Genomic DNA, 21964 nt, shown 5'->3' on the forward strand with positions numbered 1-21964 from the left:
TCAAAACGCCTGCGCATTCGCCAGCCGGCCGGCTTCGTGGAGCAGCGCCGACACAAGCGGCGTGAAGGGTTCACGATACTGCGCAACCAGACCGACGGAGTGCTCAGCCTCCGGCTCGCCTATCGGGATCATCCGGATCTCCTCTGAAAAGCCAAAGGATTCCGCAACGTTGCGTGGCATGATGGAAGCCCAGCGACCCGTGCGGATATGGGAGAACAGCACGATCATCGAATTGGATTCGAGTGTCGGATGCGGCGTGACGCCAGCCTCTGCCATATGCTGGTTGATGATACGCCTGTTCTGCATGTCTGCGGTCAATAGGCAAAGTCGAAGATCGGCCATATCCCGCCACGTCACTTTTTCGCGATCCGACAGGGGCGTTCCCGCCGCCGTAATCAGGTGATAGCGCTCGGAATAAAGCGGCACCATGCTAACCCGCCCAAGGGGTTCGTTGTCGAGATAGGTGATGCCGGCGTCGATCTCAAGATTTTCAAGGAGGCTGAGAACCTGCAGCGAGGTGCGCGACAGGATGGAAAAGGTCACGTCTGGATGCTTGGCCTGGAAGGGCTCCGTGATGCGCGGCACCATCGAAAGCGCGGTGGGGACGACGGCGATGCGGATATGACCGGCAAGACCCCGGCGCGCAGCGCGCATTTCTTCCCGCATGGTGCGCGCATCGCCGACGATGCGCCGCGCCCATTCCAGAACCCGCTGCCCTTCCGGGGTGAGCCCCTGATAGCGGGAACCACGCTGCACCAGCATGACGCCAAGCTGGTCCTCCAACTGCCTGATCGCGGCCGAGAGGGTCGGCTGGGTAATGCCGCATTCCTCGGCCGCCCGGCCGAAATGTTCCGCCCTTGCGAGCGCGATGAAGAATTCAAGCTTGTCGATCAACGCCGCCCTCCCGTGCGTGCATCGTCGGGAGGAAGAAGTTCGCTACAACGTTGCAGCTTTCAGGCGTCCTCGCGCGCATCATCGGCAGCATGCGCCTTTTCGCCCGGCTCGCAATACATCTTGTAGAGCACAGACACGAGTTCGTTGAGTGCCGGGTCGGCGATGCGATAATATATCATTCGCCCATCGCGCCGGGTGCGTACGAGATGTTCTCCGCGCAGGCGCGCAAGCTGCTGGGAAACGACGGCCTGCTGCAGTCCGAGAATGGCTTCGATTTCGCCCACCGTTTTCTCGCCCCGGCTGAGAATGCACAGCATCAGCAAACGGGTCTCATGCGACAATGCCTTCAGCAACGCGCTGGCCGCCCGAGCTTTCGACATAAAATCGTCGAGCTGGTCCAGTTTCAAATCAGGACTGAACGTCGGAACACTCATCAAACCATCCGGGCGCGAGGGTAAGCATCGCTCGTGCGATATATATAACGCAATGCAGCGAAACCCCAAATAGACGACTGTCACTCTCAGGAAAAGAGCCCGCCCAACCCACAGAAATTGACGAAAATCAAAGCGCGATTGATTCGACCCTTTCCTTGAGAAGGGCCGCACTCCTGCCAAGCGCGGCATATTCGCCGACATCCAGTTCCGGAATGAGGTCAGCGATCACACCTTCCGCACCAACGATTCGGGGAACGGACAAAGCGACATCCGTCACATCCACGATATGCGGCGTGACGATCGACACCGAAAGCACGTCACGCTGATCCTGGGCGATTGCCTTGACGATGCGCGCAAGGCCGGCGCCGATGCCGTAATAGGTCGCGCCCTTGCCATTGATGATCTTGTAGGCGGCGTTGCGCACACCGTCATCGATCGACTGGCGCACATGGTCCGTCAGAGGCGAGCCGATCTGCTCGGCAAAGGATCTGAGCGAAACCGATCCAGCCCGCGCATTCGACCAGCCCAGGACTTCGCTGTCGCCATGCTCCCCGAGAACATAGGCATGAACGGACTGCGGGGATATGCCGAGATGGCAGCCAATCAGGCTGCGGAACCGGGCCGAATCGAGGATCGTTCCCGAGCCGATCACCCGTTGCGGCGGCAAGCCGCAAAGACGAGTGGCCACCTGGGTCATGATATCGACGGGGTTGGTGGCAATCAGCAGGATCGCGTCCGGCGCAACCCGCAGCACTTCGCCTACGACCTCGCGAAAGACGGCGGCATTGCGCTCCAGCAATTCGAGCCGGCTTTCGCCGGGTTTCTGGCTGACGCCGGCGGCAAGAATAACAACGCCTGCGCCCGCAAGATCGGCATAGTCGCCAGCCAGAACGCTGGTGGCCGACATGAACGGTACGGCATGCGAGATATCCTCCGCCTGCGCGATCGCCAGCGCCGCATTGCGATCGACCAGCACGATATCGCTGACGATGCCCATCAGGGCGAGCGCATAGCCAGCCGAGCTTCCCACCATGCCTGCTCCGACGATACCGACTTTCATGACTGTCTTCCCCTGTGACGAACGGCTGGTGGACTATCTCATCGCTACCGGCCGCGTTTCAATTGCCTCGCTTTGCCAGGATCGAAAAACATCCGGCATAAACCGGATGACGTCGTTACGATGGTTCTGTTTTAATGACGTGACAGCAGGCCGCAATCGGCGGCGGAGACGGGACTATCATGCGAAAACTGCCGGCGCTTTCCGCCATGAAGATCTTCGAGGTCGTGGGACAGACCCGCAGCTTCACCCGCGCTGCCGACAGACTGAACCTGACCCAGAGCGCCGTGAGCCGGCAGGTGCGCAATCTCGAGGAACAGCTCGGCGAGAAGCTGGTCATACGCCGCCATCATCATCTCGACCTGACGCCCTCGGGCATCGAATTGCTCGAAGCGCTGCAGCGCGCGTTCCACGACGTGGAACTGACGGTTCGCAACATCATGGAGAAAAGCAACCAGCATCGCCTGCGCGTCAACGTGCCGCCGACCTTCGCTAAGCGCTGGTTGATGCCCCGGCTCGGCAGCCTGCGACGCTTTCTTCCCGAGATCGAGATCAGCATCACCACCGAATTGCAGGACAGCCTGACCGAACGCAGCATCCTCGACTGCGCGATTCGCTTCGGCGATGGCGAGTGGCCCATGCTACAATCTCAGTTGTTGATGACCGAACGCCACATCGCCGTCGGCGCGCCTCAACTGCTTGCCGGTCGCACGAGAAGCGGACCGCTCGACCTTTCCGGCCTAACCTTCCTCCATGTTCTCGCCTCCACCGACCGGCGTTACCTCACCTGGCAGCACTGGCTGGTTGCAGCGGGCCTGAGCCACACCGATACGCGAGGCGGACTGGAATTCGACCTCCTCGATATGGCGATCGAAGCCGCCTGCAACGGCCTTGGAGTAACTGTCGCCGACCGCTTCATGGTAGCGTCGCTGATGAAGGAGGGTCGACTGATGCAAGTGCTGGACGTCGAGGTGGAAGGCCACGAATCCTACTGGTTGGTGACGCGGGCCGAACAAGCGGAGCCGGTGAACGTGAAAGCCTTCCGGCAATGGCTGCATCTGGAGCTCTCCAGAGATCCGGAACCCGCTGGCGGCAAGGAAATCGCCAGCAAGGCCGGCGCAGTCTGAAACATTCGATTTTTGAATGATGACCCCGAGAATAACTCGCTTGCACGAACAGGCGGGACGGCTCCTACTTGATGGAAAATACGCGGGAAGAGCAGGAGCCCATGACGGACTATCGCAATTTCATCGACGGCCATTTCGTCTCGCCAGGCGAGACCCCCGCGATCGACGTCGTAAACCCTGCCACCGGTGAAATCTTTGCGAGCGTCCCAGCGGCGTCGGAAGCCGATGCCATCAGGGCCGTCCAGGCAGCGGCCCGCGCCCAGAAGGTCTGGGGCCGGCTTCCCGCGATCAAGCGAGGGGATGCGTTGCGCCGGCTCGCCGACGCGGTGGAACGCCGCTCCGAAACGATCGGGGAGGCTCTTGCCCGGGAGTCCGGCAAGAGCATTGCGGATGCGACCGCCGAGACGATCTACGCCGCCATTCTTATGCGTTATCACGCAGAATGGGCAAGGCGCATCGAGGGAGAGGTGATCGAGAGCGACATGCCGGACGAAACGCTGATGCTGAAACGCACCCCGATCGGCGTTGTCGCCTGCCTCATCCCCTTCAATTTTCCGATCTATACGCTCGTGCGCAAGATCGCTCCGGCTCTGATCGCTGGCAACGCGGTCGTCGTGCGCCCGAGCAACAACACGCCCACCTCCGCCTTCGTCTTTGCCGAAGCGATGGAGGAAGCTGTTTTGCCGGCCGGGCTCGTCAACATCATGACGATGACCCATGACGTCGCCGGAACCCTTTGCACCCGGCCCGAAGTGGGCATGATAACACTCACCGGCAGTGTGGCAGCCGGCCGCACCGTTCTCGAATACTGCAAGGCGAACATCGCCAAACCATCCCTGGAACTCGGCGGCAAGACGCCGGTGATCGTCGAGCCCGACGCGGATCTCGATGCAGTTGCGCGCCTGGTGCTCGCAGCCAAGACCGCCCATTGCGGACAGGTCTGCACCTCGGTCGAACGTCTCTATGTGCACGAAACCGTCCACGACACCCTGCTCGACAAGCTCCGCGCCGCATTTTCCTCCCGCCGCTTTGGCGACCGCTCAAAGGACCCCGACCTGATGGGGCCTCTCGCCAACGCGGTTGCCCGTTCGCGCATCCATGCCATGGTCGAACGCGCCACGGCGGAAGGCGCAAAAGTCGAGGCAGGCGGCGTCATCCCTCAGGGCGACGGCTTCTTCTATCCGCCGACGCTTCTTTCCAACTGCCGGCAGGACATGGAGATCGTTCGCGAGGAGGTCTTCGGTCCCGTACTTGCGGTCATCCCCTACGGAAATTTCGACGAGGCGCTAACAATGGCCAGCGACCACCAATACGGCCTCGCCTCCGTCGTCTTCTCGGAAAACTATCGCAAGGTGATGAAGGCCGCCAACGAGATCGAGGCCGGCGAACTCTACGTCAACCGTTTCCCGGCCGATCCCTATCAGGGCTACCATGCCGGCTGGAAACGTTCTGGCCTCGGCGGAGACGACGGCAAGCACGGCATGCTGGAGTTCACCCAGACCCGGCTGGTCATCCTGAAGCACTGACGGGACAGCCACCGGCCTGCAAGCTCACGAAATACGATCGAACGATACGCCCGGGGGAACCGCCATGAAGATCGCATCGCTCAAGACCTATGTCGTCGCCGTCCCGCCGCCCCATATCGGCGGCATGTACTGGATCTTCGTCGAACTCGAGACGGCCTGCGGCATCAGGGGTATCGGCGAAATCTACGATACCGCCTTCCACCCGTCCGGGCTCGTGCCTCTGATCGAGGATGTCTTCCAGCGATACCTGCTGGATCACGACCCCCATCGGATCGAACGCTTCTGGCGGGCGGCCTATTCCAGCGGCTTCACCCAGCGCCCCGACCCGACGATGATGGGCATCGTTTCCGGTCTGGAGATCGCCTGCTGGGACATCATTGGCAAGGCGGCGAACCGGCCGGTGTCCGATCTGCTCGGCGGAACCGTCCACGAAAAGCTGCGCGCCTACACCTATCTCTATCCGAAAAACGCCGCCGGCGAATACGACTACAACGATCCCGATCTCGCCGCCGAAGAGGCGGTCCGAATGGTGGAAATGGGTTTCACCGCGGTCAAGTTCGACCCGGCTGGCCCCTACACAAACTATTCCGGCCACCAGCTTTCGCTCGGCGTCATGGATCGCTGCGAAGAATTCTGCCGCAAGATCCGCGATGCCGTCGGCAGCCGCGCCGACATCCTCTTCGGCACCCATGGCCAGATGGTTCCTTCCTCCGCGATCCGGCTGGCAAAACGGCTGGAGAAATACGATCCCCTCTGGTTCGAGGAGCCCGTACCGCCCGGCCAGGAGGCCGCCATGGCAGAGGTGGCCCGCGCAACCTCGATCCCCGTCTCGACCGGCGAGCGGCTCACCACGAAATACGAATTCCAGCGCGTTCTCCAGCTCGGCGCGGCCTCCATCCTGCAGATGAACGTCGCCCGCGTCGGCGGTCTTCTCGAGGCAAAGAAGATCGCCGGAATGGCCGAAGCCTTCTATGCCCAGGTCGCGCCGCATCTCTACAACGGCCCGGTGGGTGCCGCCGCATCCATCCAGCTTTCCGCGGCAACCCCGAACTTCCTGATCCACGAGGCGATCAGGGACTTCAGCGACTTCCACGGACGCATCCTCAAGAACAAGCTCGCCTTCGACGACGGTTATCTCATTCCCTCTCGCGAACCGGGACTCGGGATCGAACTCGACATGGCCGTCGTGGAGCAGCACACGCCATATATGGGCGAGCGGCTGCATCTGCAGATGGGCGCGGAACCAGCCGACGTCAAAGCCTTCGCTCCGGCCAAGGGCTGAACGGCAAGCCATGACTTACGATTTCATCATTGTCGGCGCCGGCTCCGCCGGCTGCATTCTCGCAAGCCGGCTGAGCGAGGACGGTCGCTATAGCGTTCTGCTCGTCGAAGCCGGTGGCAAGGACGACAGCTTCTGGTTCAAGATCCCGGTCGGCTACGCCCGCAGCTATTACAACCCGGCAGTCAACTGGATGTATTCCACCGAGCCGGAGCCCGAACTCGGCAACCGCCGCATCTACGCCCCCCGCGGCAAGGTGCAGGGTGGATCGGGATCGATCAACGCCATGATCTTCGTACGGGGCGCCGCATCCGACTTTGACGACTGGGAAACCGCCGGCAATCCCGGCTGGGGCGCAAGCGACGTATTGCCCTTTTTCCGCAAACTTGAGACCCATGCCGGAGGTACTTCGCAATGGCATGGCGGCAATGGCCCCATCCATGTCACGCCGATGCGCGATGATATTCATCCCGTTTCCCACGCCTTCCTCTCGGCCTGCGAAGAGCGCGGACTTCCGGTCAACACAGACTTCAACGGAGCCTCGATCGAAGGAGCCGGCGTCTACGACATCAACACGCGCTGCGGCCAGCGCTCCCACTCCAGTGCCGAATATCTGCGGCCAGCATTGAAACGGTCCAATCTTGCCATCGAACGTAATGCGGTCGCCCAGCGCCTCCTCTTCGCAGAAGATGGCAAGGCGGATGGCGTCGAGGTGATGCAGCATGGCCGGCTGCGTTCCTTCAGGTCGCGCAGGGAAGTGATCCTCGCGGCCGGCGCCGTCGATACGCCAAAACTGCTCCAGCTCTCTGGCATCGGCGATGGAACGGCTTTACAGCATCTCGGAGTAGAGACACGCCACCACCTGCCCGCCGTCGGCAAGAACCTCCAGGATCATCTCTGCGCCAGCTTCTACTATCGCGCCACCCGGCCCACGCTGAATGGCAGCTTCGGCAGCATTTTCGGGCAGGCGGCATTGGGTCTGCGATATCTTCTGACCCGCAAAGGTCCCTTCGCGATGAGCGTCAACCAGGCCGGCGGTTTCTTCCGCGGCACCGCTGATGCGCCTCGCCCGAACATCCAGCTTTATTTCAACCCACTCTCCTACCGTATCCCGGACAATCCGAAAGCAGGATTGAAGCCGGAGCCCTATCCTGGCTTTCTGATAGCATTCAATGCCTGCCGGCCGACCAGCCGCGGCGAGATCGCCATCGCCTCTTCCGATCCGCATCGCGCGCCGCTGATCCGTCCCAACTATCTCTCCACGGATCATGACATCGATGAGGTGTTGCAGGGCAGCCATCTGGTCCGCCGCATCGCGACCGCCCCGTCCCTGTCCGCGATCATCGCGAATGAAGTATCCCCCTCGCCTGCCGCCGATACTGACGAGAAACTGCTCGACTATTTCCGGCTGAACAGCGGTTCGATCTATCACCTCTGCGGAAGCTGCGCGATGGGTCCGGACGATCGCCAGGCCGTTGTCGACGCACGCCTGCGGCTACATGGCTTGCGCGGACTCCGCATTGTCGATGCTTCCGTCTTCCCGAATGTCACGGCCGGCAACATCAACGCGCCGACCATGATGGTGGCTGAAAAAGGCTCCGCCATGATTCTGGAAGATGCCCGCTAAGAACCGCAGTATCGACGAGCACGACTGCGAAAACAAAAAAGCCGGCGCACAAGGCCCGGCTTTCTTTCATTCCGAAGTCCCGGTCTATCCGTCGTAGCGGCTTACGCAGCGATCAGTATACCGTTCAGATGGGTGAGCTCGGCGAGGTATTGCTCGAGCCGGGTCTTGTGCTCGTGGTTGTCGGCCGCGTTCAGTTCCGCGCGAGCAGCCTCAATCCGCTTGGTCAGCGTTTCGCGGTTGAGCTCGGTCATCGCCACAGCCGACTCGGCCAGCAGCGTGCAGCCGGTCGGAACGATGTCTGCGAAACCACCGAAAACGACATACTTGCTGACCTGTCCGGAAGCGAGCTTGACCGAGACCACGCCCGGCTTGATGGTGGTCATGGTCGGCGCATGATTGGCCATGACGGTCATTTCGCCTTCGGTTGCCGGAATGACAACTTCGCTCACCTTTTCGGAAAGCAGCAGGCGCTCAGGCGAAACGAGTTCAAAATTGAAATTGTCGGCCATGATGGTTCACTTCTCTCGTGGATGAAGGACCGGCACGCGAAACCTTTGTTCCGCGTGCCGCAGATCCATTATCAGGCAGCTTCGGCGGCCAGCTTCTTGGCCTTCTCGATAGCTTCGTCCATGGAGCCGACCATGTAGAAGGCAGCTTCCGGCAGGTGGTCGTATTCGCCGTTGACGAGACCCTTGAAGCCCTTGATCGTGTCTTCGAGAGCAACGAGCTTGCCCGGCGAACCGGTGAAGACTTCGGCCACGAAGAACGGCTGGGACAGGAAGCGCTCGATCTTACGGGCGCGGGCAACGGCCAGACGGTCGTCTTCCGACAGTTCATCCATACCCAGGATGGCGATGATGTCCTGCAGGGCCTTGTAGCGCTGCAGCGTCGACTGAACCTTACGGGCGACTTCGTAGTGCTCTTCGCCGACGATCAGCGGGTCGAGCATGCGCGAGGTGCTATCGAGCGGGTCAACGGCCGGGTAGATGCCCTTTTCGGCGATCGAACGCGACAGAACGGTCGTTGCGTCCAAGTGGGCGAACGAGGTGGCCGGAGCCGGGTCGGTCAAGTCGTCGGCCGGAACGTAAATGGCCTGAACCGAGGTGATCGAACCCTTGGTCGTGGTGGTGATGCGTTCCTGCATGGCGCCCATGTCGGTTGCCAACGTCGGCTGATAACCCACGGCCGAAGGAATACGGCCGAGCAGAGCCGACACTTCGGAACCTGCCTGAGTGAAGCGGAAGATGTTGTCGACGAAGAAGAGAACGTCCTGACCTTCGTCACGGAACTGTTCAGCGATCGTCAGACCGGTCAGGGCGACGCGAGCGCGGGCGCCCGGCGGTTCGTTCATCTGGCCGTATACGAGCGCAGCCTTCGAGCCTTCGCCGCCGCCGTGCTTGTTAACTCCGGACTCGATCATTTCGTGATAGAGGTCGTTGCCCTCGCGGGTACGCTCGCCAACGCCGGCGAATACCGAGTAACCGCCGTGTGCCTTTGCAACGTTGTTGATGAGTTCCATGATGAGAACGGTCTTGCCGACGCCCGCACCACCGAACAGGCCGATCTTACCGCCCTTGGCGTAAGGAGCGAGAAGGTCGACGACCTTGATGCCAGTGACGAGGATCTGCGCTTCCGTGGACTGCTCGACATAAGCCGGAGCTTCCTGGTGGATGGCGCGCTTGGCTTCCGTGTTCAACGGACCGGCTTCGTCAACCGGTTCGCCGATGACGTTCATGATGCGGCCGAGGGTCTCCTTGCCGACCGGAACCGAGATCGGAGCGCCGGTATCGGTGACCGGCTGGCCGCGGACCAGACCTTCGGTCGAGTCCATGGCGATCGTACGAACCTGGTTTTCGCCGAGGTGCTGGGCAACTTCGAGAACCAGGCGGTTGCCCTGGTTGTCGGTTTCCAGCGCGTTCAGGATCGCGGGCAGCTCGCCGTCGAAAGCGACGTCAACAACAGCGCCGATGACCTGGGTAACCCGGCCGACAGAGCCGGTTGCGGACTTCGCCGCGGTAGATTTCGGGGTAGCTGCCTTAGCCATGTTTCTTACCCTCTTTCCTTAACCTCAGAGCGCTTCCGCGCCCGAAATGATTTCAATGAGTTCCTTGGTGATCTGCGCCTGACGCTGACGATTGTAGGAAAGCGTCAGCTTGTTAATCATCTCACCTGCATTGCGCGTCGCATTGTCCATGGCGCTCATCTTTGCGCCCATTTCGCCGGCGACGTTTTCGAGCAGCGCCCTGAAGACCTGAACCGAGATGTTGCGCGGAATGAGATCCGTCAGGATCGCGCCTGCATCCGGCTCGTATTCATAGACGGCGGTTGCGCCGTTCGCCGGGGCTGCTTCGCCGGCGGAAGCCGGGATGAGCTGCTGCGCGGTCGGAACCTGGCTGATGACCGACTTGAACTCCGAATAGAACAGAGTGCAGACGTCGAACTCACCCTTGTCGAACATCGCAATGACCTTGCGACCGATCGCATCGGCGTTTTCGAAGCCGATTTTCTTGACTTCCCGCAGGTCCGTGCGCTCGACGATCAGGCCGCCGAACTCACGACGAAGGCTGTCGTAGCCCTTCTTGCCGACGCAGAAGATCTTGACGGTCTTGCCGGCCGCCAGGAGCTTGCGGGCATGATCGCGGGCAAAGCGCGAGATCTGCGAGTTGAAGCCGCCGCAAAGACCGCGCTCGGCCGTGCAGACGACGAGCAGATGCACGTCGTCCTTGCCGGTGCCCGTCATCAGCCGCGGCGCGCTGTCATCACCACCCACCGCCTGGGCGATATTGGCAAGGACGGCGCTCATCCGCTGCGAATAGGGCCGGGCGGCCTCGGCCGCCTCCTGCGCGCGACGCAGCTTCGCCGCGGCGACCATCTTCATCGCCTTGGTGATCTTCTGCGTCGCCTTGACGGAGGCGATCCGGTTTTTCAGATCCTTAAGTGAAGGCATCCGTTATCCGTCCTTGGCTTGAGCCCCGATTACGCGAAAGACTTGGCGAAGGCGTCAAGAGCAGCCTTGAGCTTGCCCTTGGTGTCGTCGCTGATGGCCTTTTCCGTACGGATGGTGTCGAGGATAGCCTTGCCTTCCGACCGCAGGTAGGAGAGCAGGCCCTGTTCGAACTTGCCGACCTGGTTGACGGCGATCTTGTCGAGGTAACCGTTCACACCGGCGAAGATCACGGCAACCTGTTCTTCCGTCTTGAGCGGCGAGAACTGCGGCTGCTTCAGAAGTTCGGTCAGGCGCGCACCGCGGTTCAGCAGGCGCTGCGTTGCAGCGTCAAGGTCAGAACCGAACTGGGCGAAGGCGGCCATTTCGCGATACTGGGCAAGTTCGCCCTTGATCGAGCCGGCAACCTGCTTCATCGCCTTGATCTGGGCCGACGAACCAACGCGGGAAACCGACAGACCGACGTTAACGGCCGGACGAATGCCCTGGTAGAACAGGTCGGTTTCAAGGAAGATCTGGCCATCGGTGATCGAGATCACGTTGGTCGGAATGAACGCCGAAACGTCGTTACCCTGGGTTTCGATAACCGGCAGAGCGGTCAGCGAGCCGGCGCCACGCTCATCCGAAAGCTTGGCGGCACGCTCCAGAAGGCGGGAGTGCAGGTAGAAAACGTCACCCGGATAAGCTTCGCGGCCCGGCGGGCGGCGCAGCAGCAGCGACATCTGGCGGTACGCCACGGCCTGCTTGGAAAGGTCGTCGTAACCGATCAGCGCGTGCTGGCCGTTATCACGGAAATATTCGCCCATGGCGCAGCCGGCGAACGGAGCAAGATACTGCATCGGCGCCGGATCGGACGCGGTCGCGGCAACGACGATCGAGTACTTGAGAGCGCCGCGCTCTTCGAGAACCTTCACGAACTGGGCAACGGTCGAACGCTTCTGGCCGATAGCGACGTAGACGCAGAACAGCTTGTCCTGATCCGGGCCGTTGTCGTGGATCGGCTTCTGGTTCAGGAAGGTGTCGAGGATGATGGCGGTCTTGCCGGTCTGACGGTCACCGATGACCAGCTCGCGCTGGCCGCGACCGACCGGGATCAGGGCGTCGATAGCCTTGAGGCCGGTCGACATCGGCTCATGAACCGACTTGCGCGGAATGATGCCGGGAGCCTTGACGTCGACGCGGGCGCGGCGGGCAGCGTTGATCGGGCCCTTGCCGTCGATCGGGTTGCCGAGCGCATCGACGACGCGGCCGAGCAGTTCCGGACCAACCGGAACGTCCACGATGGCGCCGGTCCGCTTGACGGTGTCGCCTTCCTTGATGTCGCGGTCGGAACCGAAGATAACCACACCGACGTTGTCGGCTTCGAGGTTCAGCGCCATGCCGCGGATGCCGCCGGGGAACTCGACCATTTCGCCGGCCTGAACGTTATCGAGGCCATAAACGCGGGCGATACCGTCACCAACGGAGAGAACCTGGCCGACTTCCGAGACTTCCGCCTCTTTGCCGAAATTTTTGATTTGATCTTTCAGAATTGCGGAAATTTCCGCGGCGCGGATATCCATCAGCCAACCTCTTTCAGTGCAAGCTTAAGGGTGGAAAGTTTGGTGCGAAGAGACGTGTCGATCTGGCGCGAGCCGACCTTGACGATCAGACCACCGAGAATGGACGGATCGATCGAGACTGCGACCGAAACATCCTTGCCGGTGACGCTCTTCAGCGCCGCCTTCAATTCATCTTCCTGTTCGGAAGTCAGTGCATGGGCAGACACCACCTCGGCGGTGACTTCGCCACGATGGCGGGCGGCGATCTGCCGGAATGCGGCAACCATGCCCGACACGGCAAAAAGCCGCCGGTTGCCGGCGACAACCTTCAGGAAGTTCGCGACGAGGCCGCTGATACCGGCCTTCTCGCACAGCGCCGCGACAGCCTTCGACTGATCCTCGGCGGAAAACACCGGAGAAAGCACCAGTCGCTTCAGGTCGTCGCTTTCATCGATCATCGTCTGGAAACGGTTGAGATCGGCGGCGACGGCATCAATGGAACCGGCTTCGAGAGCAAGCTCGAAAAGCGAGGACGCATAGCGCTCCGCCACACCTGAAATGACTTGGGATGTGTCTGCCACGGGCAAAATATTCCCTGATTTTCATCCAGAATCCCCACGCCTTTGGAAGGCGATGCACATGATCCTGAAATCGTTACGTTTTCCCCCGAAAACACAAGGAAAGGCCGCTTGCGTTTTCCGAATTTCGCGGTCCGTCTAGCATAGGAACTCTGGACTCGCAACACGCGTATTAACGGAATGAGTCTTTAGGACAAGGCCTTGGCAGCAATTTTCCGCGAATCTGCGTCAAATTGGCAAAAGCCGCCGATGCCGGATCGACCGGCCCGTTCACACGAGACCGAAGACGTAGATGATCGGCAAAGCAGCCAGAGCGATTTCCACAATCAAAAGTAGAAAATTCAGAGCCGTCGCGCCCCTGTCCGACATGATGGAAAGAACCCGGCCGAATGCCGCGAGAACAACGGCGAAGCCAAGCGCGAGATAGACCATCGGCTGCGCCACGAGAAGCGCGGTCCCGGCAAAACCGACAATCAGACCGCCCGCCGAACGCGTTGCACCATACCCTTCCGGCCGACCGTCCCGAGGCTGGACACCAAAAAATCCCATGGCAAGACCCGGCGCGAACATCACGAAAGCGCCGATCAGGACCATTGCGGCAGCCGATCCGAAGGCCAGCTGCTCGCCGAACTCCGTCGGAAGGTAGAACTCCATTTGTCATCCCCGTCTTGGAAAATCACTCAGGCGAGGCTTATCGCACAAACGGCGGGATCGCGGTATATCTCGGAAACCTCCGATGTGGGGGATTTCGGTGGATTACAGGAAGCTTTGCGGGTCGACATCGACCTGGACCTGGATCGACCGCCGCTCCTTCGGTCCATTGGCAATCATGGTCCGCACAAAGCCCTGCATGTCGCTGGTCCGGCGACCGTGGACGAGCAGCCGGAAGCGATGGCGCCCACGGATCAACGCAAGCGGCGCCTCGGCCGGCCCAAGCACCGCGACCCCGGGCTCGGCGGGCGCCGCCTGCCTGAGCTGCCGTGCGTGGGTCTCGGCATCGATACGGTTATCCGCCGAAACGATGATCGACACCAGCCGGCCGAAGGGCGGCAGGCCGGCACGCTCCCGTTCGAGGATCTCACGATCGTAGAAGGCTTCGGCATCGCCGGAGACGATCGCCTGCATCACCGGATGCATCGGCTGGAAGGTCTGCAGCAGACCGTGGCTCTTGCGTCCCGTTCTGCCGGCGCGACCGGTCACCTGCGAAAGGAGTTGGAAGGTGCGTTCGGCCGCGCGCGGGTCGCCGTTGGCAAGGCCGATATCGGCATCCACGATCCCCACAAGCGTCATCAGCGGGAAATTATGTCCTTTCGCGACGAGCTGGGTGCCGATGACGATATCCGCTTCCCCATTGGCGATGGCCTCGAGTTCGAGGCGCAGCCGCTTCACGCCGCCAAGGTCGGAGGAAAGCACCAGCGTCCGGGCGTCGGGGAAGTGTTTCTCGACTTCCTCCGCAATGCGTTCGACGCCGGGTCCGCAGGCGATCAGATGATCGAGCGTCCCGCATTCCGGGCAGGCCTGCGGCGTCGGTTCGGCATAGCCGCATTGATGGCACTGGATTTGCCCGCGAAACCGGTGCTCCACCAGCCAGCTCGAACATTGCGGGCACTGGAAACGATGGCCGCAGACACGGCAGAGCGTCAGCGGCGCATAGCCGCGACGGTTGAGGAACAGAAGCGCCTGCTCATTGCGCTCCACCGTCTTACCGACGGCCTTGAGCAGAAGCGGTGAAAGAAACCCCCCTCGTTCCGGCGGATGCCGGCGCATGTCGATCAGATGCAGATCCGGCAGCGCCGCCCCGGCAAAACGGGTCGGCAGATGAATGCGCCTGTAGCGCCCGTTCATGCAATTGACCTGGCTTTCGACCGAGGGCGTCGCCGATACCAGTACGACCGGGAAGCCGGATATCCGGGCGCGCACCACCGCCATGTCGCGGGCATTGTAGAAGACCCGATCTTCCTGCTTGAAGGCGGGATCATGCTCTTCATCGACGACGATGAGACCGAGATCCTCGAAGGGCAGGAAGAGAGCTGAGCGCGCACCGGCCACCACGCGGATATCGCCGGTGGCGCACTGCCGCCAGACCTTTTCACGGGTCTTCGTGGCAAGATCCGAATGCCATTCACCGGGTTTCGCGCCGAAACGATCCTGGAAGCGTTCGAGGAAATTGGCGGTCAAGGCGATTTCCGGCAGGAGGATCAGAACCTGCTTTCCCTGCCGCAACGTCTCCGCAATCGCCTCGAAATAGACTTCCGTCTTGCCGGACCCCGTCACGCCGTCGATAAGCGCGACCGAAAAGCCACCGGCGCGAACGCCTTCGAGGATTTCGTCGGCCGCTTCCTTCTGCGGTCCGGCCAGTCGGGATTCGGCATACTCGGGGTCGGGCTTTGCCACCAGCGGTGGCGGCGGCAGGAAGACGGTCTCGAACACCCCCTGCTTCACCAGCCCGTCGATCACGCTCGAAGAAACTCCGGAAGCGTGGGCAAGGCCGCTCTTGGTCCACGAAAGACCGTCCGCCGCGAGATCGAGAACCTTGCGCCGCGCGGGCGTCAGTTTCTCCGGCTCGATGCCGGAAAAACGGAAGCCTTCTACCATCGGCTCGGGATCGAAGGCAGCGGGCGCGCGAAGCGCCATGCGCGCCACATAACCCGGCGGCGACAGGGTGTAGGATGCCACCCAGTCGAGAAAAGTGCGCATGTTCAGGTCAAGCGGCGGGCAATCGAAGACCTTGGTTACAGCGCGCAGCTTCTTCGGATCGACGGCGCCTTCGTCCGGCCCGTCCCACACGACACCGATGACCTGACGCGGCCCGAGCGGCACCTGAACGATCGAGCCCGGCTCAGCGGCCATGCCCTCGGGCACGGCATAGCTGTAGGCGGTCGGCGCCGGCATCGGCACCAGAACGGGCACGACGCGAGGGCGTGGCGGCAAACCGAACAGTCCGGGCGAATCGTCTTTCATGGGTCGCCAACTTGCATCCAAGGACCCGGAAAGAAAACTGCTAATGCGGGACGGAAAGCGGATGGCCCGCGGAAAACCGCGGGTCATCCCGTTCGAAATCACCGGCTGACAATGCGCCGTCCGGATCAGCCGTAGGTAGCGTAACGCTGCACCGGCGAAGCGGCCATGGCACCGGCGGTTCGACGAAGCTGAGAAACGGCGTCAGACGAAATCCCGTCCAGCCGGAACTGGGCAATCAGGTCGCGAAGCCTTTGCGATTCCATGGCGAGCGTCGCGCTGGCAGCATTCGCCTCTTCGACCATGGCCGCATTCTTCTGCGTCACCTGGTCCATCTGGTTGACGGCCGTGTTGACCTCCGAAAGCCCCACCGACTGCTCACGGGCGGAGGTCGCGATCGCATCCATGTGCTGGTTGACGGTGACGATATAGGCCTCGATCGTCTTCAGCGCCTCGCCAGTGTCCTTCACCAGCTTTACTCCGCTTTCAACCTCGGTGCTGGAATTGCGGATGAGATCCTTGATCTCCTTTGCTGCCTGCGCCGACCGCTGGGCAAGCTCGCGAACCTCCTGCGCCACCACCGCGAACCCCTTTCCGGCCTCTCCGGCGCGCGCTGCTTCGACGCCTGCATTCAGCGCCAGAAGGTTGGTCTGGAAGGCGATCTCATCGATCACGCCGATGATGTTCGCAATCTGGTTGGACGATTGTTCGATGCGCTGCATGGCGTTGACGGCATCGGCCACCACGGCGCCGGAATGGACGGCGCTGGTATTGGCCTGCACCGCAACGATCCTCGCCTCCTCGGCGCGTTTCGATGAATTCGTGACATTGACGGTGATTTCATCGAGAGCCGCCGCGGTCTCCTCAAGCGATGCAGCCTGCTGTTCCGTGCGCTTCGAAAGATCGTCTGCGCTCTGGCTGATCTCCTGCGTACCTGAATCGATGGAACGGGACGCGGCAGCGACGGCGGCCATCGTCCGGCTGAGCTGTGACACCGCTGAATTGAAGTCGCTGCGCAGGCTTTCGAACTCCTGGGCGAAGGGTTCGCCGAGATGGAAGGAAAGATTGCCGGATGCGAGTTGCTTCAGACCGTCGGCAAGGCCGGCCGTGGCCTGCGTCATGGCCTCGGTGCGAATGCGCTCGATATCCAGGTTGCGCCGGCGTTCACGTTCCGCCGTTTCCTGCGCGGCTGCGGCCTCTTCCTCCAGTCGCCGGTTGGCGATGGCATTGTTGCGAAAGATCTCCACCGCTGCGGCCATGGCACCGATCTCGTCGGGAAGGCCGACGCCCGGAATGTCGCATGTCGTGTCGCCATCGGCCAGCCGACGCATGCTGGCCGTCATGTTGCGGATCGGGCCGGCGATGCTGCGCGCCACAAGCCACATGGCTGCGACGCCACCCATTGCGATGACGGCGGCCACAATGACCTGCAAAACACCGTCGCTGCCGTTACGCTCGGTCAGATCCCGGTCGAGTTTCGTCGCTTCGGCCATGGCGACGGCGCGCGGGACGTCGATCATCACGGACCAGGGTGTTGCCGTCCTGCCGATGACGATTGGAGCAAACGCCTTGAACGCATCGCCGCTGGCGTGGACCTCCTCCTTACCGGACTGGATAAGCGCCAGATATTGCGAAAGCGCGCTATCGCCCTGGTCGAAGGGCTGGCCGATGCTTTCAGGCTTCTCGCTCGAGGCGACAATCAGCCCCTTGTGGCTCACGATCGAAACCGAGGCCTTGCCGTCATAGATCGACGCCTTCACCTGTTCGGCAAGCTTCTGGACGAAGGAGAGATCGAAATCCGCGCCGGCCACGCCGGCGAACTTGCCGCCGATGGTGATCGGAACCGACATTGTCGCCAGATAGACATTCTTGCCCTGAACGATATAGGGCAGCGGATCGAGGATGCTCTCGCCATGGCCCGTCTGCGGCCCGATATACCAGCCTCCCTTCATCACGCCGTTCGGATGAAGCTCTGAACTGTCGTACTCAACGAGCGGCTGGAGCGCGATCTTGCCAGCAGCATCCCGAGTCCAATAGGGAAGGAACCGCCCCGTCACATCCGATCCCATGTCCCGGCGGTCGCGAAACTCGGCATCGGCCCCGTCCAGCGCATTCGGTTCCCATGCACTATAGGTTCCGTTGAAGCGCGGATTGTCCTTGAGCACGTTCAAAAGAAGGGCATTGAGCTGCGCACGACGAGTTGCCGCAGGAGTGGTTGCGTCCCCGCCGGCAAGCGTCTCGAAGCTGCGCGCCATTACGCGGGCGGCATCGAAGGCACCGTCAAGCGAAGAGCGGATGATCCCCGCCTGTGTCGATGCAAGCGTCTGAAGGCTCTGCTTCGTCTTCACATCCGTGAGGCTCGTCACCTGCGTGGCAACGAACTCCCGCGTACTGGCCGCTGAAATGATGCCGTACCCCACCAGGGCCGCTGTGGCCGCCAGCACACAGACCCCCGACAAGACTGCAATTTTTAACTGTATGGATTTGAAGCGCATTCCCCGGTCCCCCTATGGCGCACACTGATCGGGGAGCTGAATGCTCCCTGAGACGGACGCTAGCTTGGGGGTCGGCGTGGTTAACGAATACCCACTAAAAACCGGGAGGAAAAACGAATCCTAATTAAGCAATTTCGAAAACTGTAGCGATTTCGCGACACCACGCCACCGAGGGGAAGACCAGGCGAAGAAACGCAACCTTGGATATATTTTTCCCGGCTGCGCGCCATCTCCGGCACCGCATACAACCGGCCGAAAGCAGATCACGGCGCAGCGTCCCGCAGATCGCCCGGCGATCGTACTCAGTCAGCACCGGCAGCCGTCGACTACGGGCTAAAGGATGCGTTGCCGTCTGCCGCAAGGGCATGCACGGTATGATGTTCGAGCGCGGCAGTGACATCATTCAGATCGCCTTCGAGCCGTGCGGGCGAGATCAGGTCACCGATGACGAAATCGAACCGGTCGCCCCTTTTGTTCAGGAGTTCGTGGAACACCGTCATGTCCCTGAGCTCGGTCGACCACTTGGCGAACCAGTAGAACAGGCCCGAGTTGCGCGCCGTCATGTGTACCGGCAAAATAGGCAGATCGTATTTGCGGGCGAGACCGACAGCCGACGTCTTCCACGGCCGCTCATTCAGTCGCCCGTTCGCCCAATAGGCGATGCGGCCGGAGGGGAAGAGCACGGTCGCCTTCTGCTCCTCGATCGCCCGGTTGGTGAGCTTCAGCGTCTCGCGGGCCTTGAGCTTGCTCTTGTGTTCCTCCCGCCACTCGACGGGAATGATGATTTCGGCGAAGCGCGGATTGACCCTGATGGCATCGCGATTGGCGAAGAACATCATGTCCGGCCGCCGGCGCTTCAGAAGATCGAAAACCGCCACGCCGTCGGCAATGCCGGTCGGGTGGTTGCTCACCATGATGAAACCACCCTTCTCGGGTATCCGTTCGCCATTGATGACGTTGATGTCGAGGCGCAGGATATTGCTGAGATATTCGAAGGCCTGGAAACCCGGCATGTTCGCGATGTCGTCAGCGAATTCGACCGCCTTTGCATAGCGCAACAACGTATAGAGAAATGGTCGCATCACCGGCCACAGGGGATGATGCACGATCCTCTGACCACGTTCGGCGATCAGTGTGTCGACGATGTGCCCCGGTTGGCCTTGCGAGACCAGAGCAACCGCCTCGGCGAATTGCCCGAACATCGTCATCGAATCACGGCGCGCCATAGAAAACCCCGACTGTACCGATCAGCCTCTATCGCAGCCCAATGTGATCGAAGCATGACACCGGATGCGGCATTTTAGGCATTCCCTAACATCTGAAGATCATGTTGGCTTAGCAGATTCTCAATGTAAAGGCAGCGCCGATGAACGACCTGCTGGTCTTCGCCGATACCGATCTTCTCGCCGAGCGCGCCGCATGGCTGCAGGGTCTTGCCGCAGAAAGAAGGCTTTCGGAAAACACCTTGGACGCCTATGAGCGTGATACCCGACAATTCCTGACATTCCTGACCGGCCATCTCGGCGGACCCGCGCGCATTCGCGATATAAAGGAATTGCGACCGGCGGATCTTCGCGCCTTTCTCGCCTATCGCCGCAAGCAGGGCTCCGGTTCCCGCTCGCTCGGGCGCCATCTCGCAGGCCTTCGCTCCTTCCTGCGTCACCTTGAAAGACGGGGGCTGGTCAACGCGGCCGGCGCCGGCGCCGTCCGTTCGCCGAAGCAACCGAAATCCCTTCCGAAACCCTTGTCCGACAGCCAGGCGCTGGCTGTCGTCAGCCGCGACGCGCAAATGCATGAGGAACCCTGGGTCGCCGCACGCGACGCCGCGGTGCTGACCCTGCTTTATGGTTGCGGTCTGCGCATCTCCGAAGCGCTGGCGCTGATGCCTGCCGACTTCGGCGAAAGAACCACCGCTCTCAGGATCACCGGCAAGGGCAACAAGACCCGTCTCGTCCCGCTTCTCCCGGCTGTGACAGAAGCTGTCGCAACCTACATCAAGCTCTGCCCTTATCATCTGGCGCCATACGAACCGATCTTTCGCGGCGCGAGAGGTGGCAAACTGCAGCCGGCAATCATTCAGCGGGAAATGCAACGCCTGCGCTCCGCCCTCGGCCTGCCGGACACAGCAACACCCCATGCGCTACGCCATTCCTTCGCCACCCACCTGCTCGGCGGCGGAGGGGATCTTCGCACCATCCAAGAACTCCTCGGCCATGCCAGCCTGTCGACGACCCAGGTCTATACCGGAGTCGATGCCGCCCGCCTGCTGGATGTCTATGACCGCGCGCATCCCCGCGCCTGACGGAAGGACCGTTAACCAAAACCGTTAAGGAAAATTGAGGGCCGCGGGACTAGAAGGAACATGTCCTTACAATCCGGGCCGACCCGCCACCAACGGACAAACCATGATCGCGCATTCCATAGACCGCATCCGAAACCGTCTCTCGCTATCCGTTCTGGGAGACGCCGCGCTATGGCTGGCTGCGGCCTTCCATCTCGCGCTGCTTGCGGCCTTCCTCTTCGTGCTGCTGACGCTGAAACCCGCTCACGCGCAGGAGGAACCAACCTGCGGCGGAAAGGATCTGCTGGCAGCTTTGCAGACGGATGAACCGGCGACCTACGCGAAGCTTCGCGCCGAGGCGGATGCGATCCCGAACGGCAGGGGCATCTTCTGGAAGATAGAGAAGCCGGGCCTCGCCCCCTCCTGGCTGCTCGGCACCATGCATGTCACCGATCCCCGCGTCCTGACGATGCCGGCGGCAGCGCGGACCGCCGCCGCAGAGGCATCGACCATCATCATCGAATCCGACGAAATCCTCGATGAAAAAAAGGCGGCTGCCGCGATGCTCATGCATCCGGAACTCACCATGTTCACAGACGGCAAGACCATCCGCGACCATCTGAGCCCCGACCAGGCCACCCGCCTTGAGGACGGATTGAAAAAGCGCGGGCTGGCGCTCGCCGCCGTCCAGCGGATGCAACCCTGGATAATTTCGAGCTTCGTTGCCCTGCCCGCCTGCGAGACGGCACGCAAATCGAAAGGCGCGTCCTTTCTCGATAAACATATCGCCGAGGATGCGATAAAGGCCGGCAAGAACGTCGCGGGGCTGGAGACGCTGGCTGAACAATTGCGCGCCATGGCGGATCTTCCGACGGAATTCCACCTTCAGGCGCTGATCGAAACGCTGGAACTTGGCGACAAGATGGACGACGTCATCGAAACCATGACGACGCTTTATCTTTCCGGCGACATCGGCATGACCATGCCCATGCTGGAAATCGTCACGCCGGCCCAGACCGGCAAGGACGAAAGCAGTTATGCCGCCTTCGAAAAGCGGATCGTCACCGACCGGAACCATGTCATGGCGGAACGGGCTGGTCCCATGCTGGCCAAGGGCGGTGTTTTCATCGCCGTCGGCGCGCTTCACCTTCCAGGCGAGGAAGGCCTTGTCGAGCTTTTGAAGAAGCAGGGTTTCACCCTGACGCCCGCCGGCGGCTGAGCCC

Annotated in this window: 18 protein-coding genes; 6 read left to right on the top strand and 12 right to left on the bottom strand. The window is 61.6% G+C overall.

Annotated elements, in window-relative coordinates; all coding sequences use genetic code 11:
• The 3 genes from ACLBKR_RS16955 to ACLBKR_RS16965 form a co-directional block, all read right to left on the bottom strand.
• Positions 1-894, bottom strand: a complete 894-nt coding sequence (locus ACLBKR_RS16955; RefSeq protein WP_112830401.1) for a LysR family transcriptional regulator — start codon at positions 892-894, stop codon at positions 1-3.
• A 59-nt stretch (positions 895-953) separates the two neighbouring features.
• The gene (locus ACLBKR_RS16960) at positions 954-1328 is read right to left on the bottom strand and encodes an ArsR/SmtB family transcription factor (RefSeq protein ID WP_112830402.1); all 375 of its coding nucleotides are present in this window, start codon (positions 1326-1328) and stop codon (positions 954-956) included.
• A 127-nt stretch (positions 1329-1455) separates the two neighbouring features.
• Complete coding sequence (locus ACLBKR_RS16965; RefSeq protein WP_414899757.1) at positions 1456-2388, bottom strand: L-lactate dehydrogenase; 933 nt, start codon at positions 2386-2388, stop codon at positions 1456-1458.
• Between the two features lie 179 nt (positions 2389-2567).
• Here ACLBKR_RS16965 and ACLBKR_RS16970 point away from each other — a divergent pair, with 179 nt between their 5' ends.
• From ACLBKR_RS16970 to ACLBKR_RS16985, 4 genes are all read left to right on the top strand, one after another.
• Positions 2568-3512, top strand: a complete 945-nt coding sequence (locus ACLBKR_RS16970) for a LysR substrate-binding domain-containing protein (protein WP_112830404.1) — start codon at positions 2568-2570, stop codon at positions 3510-3512.
• A gap of 101 nt (positions 3513-3613) precedes the next feature.
• On the top strand, positions 3614-5038 hold the full coding sequence (gene aldA, locus ACLBKR_RS16975; protein ID WP_414899759.1) for an aldehyde dehydrogenase: 1425 nt from the start codon (positions 3614-3616) through the stop codon (positions 5036-5038).
• 64 nt (positions 5039-5102) lie between these two features.
• Entirely contained in the window at positions 5103-6320 is a 1218-nt protein-coding gene (locus tag ACLBKR_RS16980) for a mandelate racemase/muconate lactonizing enzyme family protein (RefSeq protein WP_414899761.1), read from the top strand.
• A gap of 10 nt (positions 6321-6330) precedes the next feature.
• Complete coding sequence (locus tag ACLBKR_RS16985) at positions 6331-7944, top strand: GMC family oxidoreductase N-terminal domain-containing protein (protein WP_113447415.1); 1614 nt, start codon at positions 6331-6333, stop codon at positions 7942-7944.
• 101 nt (positions 7945-8045) lie between these two features.
• Here the strand turns inward: ACLBKR_RS16985 and ACLBKR_RS16990 are convergent, their stop codons facing one another.
• From ACLBKR_RS16990 to ACLBKR_RS17030, 9 genes are all read right to left on the bottom strand, one after another.
• Positions 8046-8453, bottom strand: coding sequence for a F0F1 ATP synthase subunit epsilon (locus tag ACLBKR_RS16990; protein WP_113447416.1), 408 nt, complete (start codon positions 8451-8453; stop codon positions 8046-8048).
• A 71-nt stretch (positions 8454-8524) separates the two neighbouring features.
• Complete coding sequence (gene atpD / locus ACLBKR_RS16995; protein ID WP_112830409.1) at positions 8525-9988, bottom strand: F0F1 ATP synthase subunit beta; 1464 nt, start codon at positions 9986-9988, stop codon at positions 8525-8527.
• A 24-nt stretch (positions 9989-10012) separates the two neighbouring features.
• Positions 10013-10891, bottom strand: coding sequence for a F0F1 ATP synthase subunit gamma (locus tag ACLBKR_RS17000; RefSeq protein WP_113447417.1), 879 nt, complete (start codon positions 10889-10891; stop codon positions 10013-10015).
• A 29-nt stretch (positions 10892-10920) separates the two neighbouring features.
• Entirely contained in the window at positions 10921-12450 is a 1530-nt protein-coding gene (gene atpA / locus ACLBKR_RS17005) for a F0F1 ATP synthase subunit alpha (protein ID WP_112830411.1), read from the bottom strand.
• Positions 12450-13016, bottom strand: a complete 567-nt coding sequence (locus ACLBKR_RS17010) for a F0F1 ATP synthase subunit delta (RefSeq protein WP_112830412.1) — start codon at positions 13014-13016, stop codon at positions 12450-12452. Before ACLBKR_RS17010 ends, atpA begins: the two co-directional genes overlap by 1 nt.
• A gap of 261 nt (positions 13017-13277) precedes the next feature.
• Positions 13278-13661 carry a DUF4345 domain-containing protein gene (locus ACLBKR_RS17015; RefSeq protein WP_112830413.1) on the bottom strand — a complete coding sequence of 128 codons (384 nt, stop codon included), beginning with the start codon at positions 13659-13661 and terminating at the stop codon, positions 13278-13280.
• A gap of 102 nt (positions 13662-13763) precedes the next feature.
• Positions 13764-15968 (bottom strand): primosomal protein N', encoded by a 2205-nt coding sequence (locus tag ACLBKR_RS17020; protein ID WP_113447418.1) that lies wholly within the window; start codon positions 15966-15968, stop codon positions 13764-13766.
• A 125-nt stretch (positions 15969-16093) separates the two neighbouring features.
• A complete protein-coding gene (locus ACLBKR_RS17025; protein WP_162757829.1) occupies positions 16094-18409 on the bottom strand; it encodes a methyl-accepting chemotaxis protein in 2316 nt (771 codons plus the stop codon).
• A 377-nt stretch (positions 18410-18786) separates the two neighbouring features.
• On the bottom strand, positions 18787-19686 hold the full coding sequence (locus ACLBKR_RS17030; RefSeq protein ID WP_112830416.1) for a 1-acyl-sn-glycerol-3-phosphate acyltransferase: 900 nt from the start codon (positions 19684-19686) through the stop codon (positions 18787-18789).
• A gap of 140 nt (positions 19687-19826) precedes the next feature.
• Between ACLBKR_RS17030 and ACLBKR_RS17035 the strand changes: the two genes are divergently transcribed.
• Both ACLBKR_RS17035 and ACLBKR_RS17040 read left to right on the top strand, forming a co-directional pair.
• Positions 19827-20762 carry a tyrosine recombinase XerC gene (locus ACLBKR_RS17035; protein WP_113447420.1) on the top strand — a complete coding sequence of 312 codons (936 nt, stop codon included), beginning with the start codon at positions 19827-19829 and terminating at the stop codon, positions 20760-20762.
• A 103-nt stretch (positions 20763-20865) separates the two neighbouring features.
• Positions 20866-21960, top strand: a complete 1095-nt coding sequence (locus tag ACLBKR_RS17040) for a TraB/GumN family protein (protein ID WP_112830418.1) — start codon at positions 20866-20868, stop codon at positions 21958-21960.
• The last annotated feature ends 4 nt before the right edge of the window (positions 21961-21964 follow it).

This window comes from Paenirhizobium cremeum, from assembly GCF_047553425.1.
Taxonomy (GTDB): domain Bacteria; phylum Pseudomonadota; class Alphaproteobacteria; order Rhizobiales; family Rhizobiaceae; genus Allorhizobium; species Allorhizobium cremeum.